General features: G+C 54.1%; 1 protein-coding gene. It reads right to left on the bottom strand.

Annotated elements, in window-relative coordinates:
* Positions 1-32: 32 nt before the first annotated feature.
* Positions 33-1,252, bottom strand: a protein-coding gene (locus FWJ25_RS19085; protein WP_149601847.1) for an IS3 family transposase whose coding sequence is annotated in 2 segments (ribosomal slippage) — positions 33-889 and positions 889-1,252 — 1,221 coding nt in all. Because the reading frame shifts where the segments join, the coding sequence is not laid out codon by codon here.
* Positions 1,253-1,306: the final 54 nt, after the last annotated feature.

A 1,306-nucleotide genomic window follows, 5' to 3' on the forward strand; every position in this document is an offset into this window, starting at 1 on the left:
TGTCTAGTCCTGAAATAGGTTTACACCTATTTCTATTGAAACGCCCGGTGCACCGCATCGGGCGTTTTGTATTTCAGCGCTAGATGAGGTCGCCTCGTGTTATAGATTTGCACGGACTGATCGACCATCTTTCGCGCTTCAGCCAGGTCTTTGGGGCGCGCTAGCAAGAGCTCCGTCTTCAGAATCCCGTTCACCCGTTCAGCCAGCGCATTTTGATAACAGTCGTAGCCATCTGTCATTGAACAGCGAATACCGTGTTTGGCATGAAGCTGTTGATATGACGTGGAGCAGTACTGGATCCCCCGATCCGAGTGATGTACCAACTTGCCAGAGTATTGCCGACCCTTCAATGCTTTATGCATGGCTTGTATCACGGCCTCCGTTTGGAGCGTGTCATGGACGTGATAGCCCACGATTTTGCGCGAGAAGGCGTCCGTAATCAGACTGAGATAGGCCGAGCCTTGATGGGTCGGCAAATAGGTGATGTCGGCCACCCAGAGCTGTTCGGGGGCCTTTGGCACCACTTGCTCCGGGCCTGCTTTCAACAAATTGGGATGGCAGCGAAAGCGGTGATGGCTATGCGTGGTCTTATGATAAGACCGCTTGCGAGGAACCAGCTGTCGGTGCGCTCTCAGAAGGTCAAATAATCGGTCCCGGCCCATGCGCAAATGGGCATTCAGGTTCAACAGTGAATGCAGCTTGCGGGTGCCCAGGCGGGGTTGAAGCAGTCGTTCTTCCCGCACAAAGTCCAACACCAGGCGGTTGTGGGCCTGACGAACCGCTTCAGCTTTAAGGTACTGGTAATACGCCTGACGGGAGAGGCCCAGGTATCGGCAAGCCCGAGCAACACTCAGCCCCGGGATCTGTTTTTGCGAGAGGACTTGCCCGACCGCTTTTTTACGACTCGACAGCCATAGTCTTTTTGCAGAACATCCACAACGGATTCAAAGAACTGGGCTTTCTGATTGGCTTCATCGAGTTGTTGCTCCAACTCTTTGATGCGCTGCTCGGGTGTGAGCGGAAGATCCGGTTTGGCCATCGCAGCCCCCTTGCGAACGAAGAGCAAGGCCGCCGGGCTCCAGTCCTGATGACCATGCTTACGTAACCACGTTAGCACCGTCGAGCGCCCCTGGATACCGTACCGTTCCTGAGCTTGCTTGTAGGTCATCTCGCCCTTTTCAACCTGACCTACCACCGCCAATTTAAAGGCCAGCGAATAATCCCGCTGACTCCTGCGCCTCTTCGTATTCATAACACCCTCCATAATCTTCAGTCGGAAGGTGTAAACCTTATTCAGGACGGGTCA

The organism is Marinobacter salinexigens (assembly GCF_008370345.1).
GTDB lineage: Bacteria > Pseudomonadota > Gammaproteobacteria > Pseudomonadales > Oleiphilaceae > Marinobacter > Marinobacter salinexigens.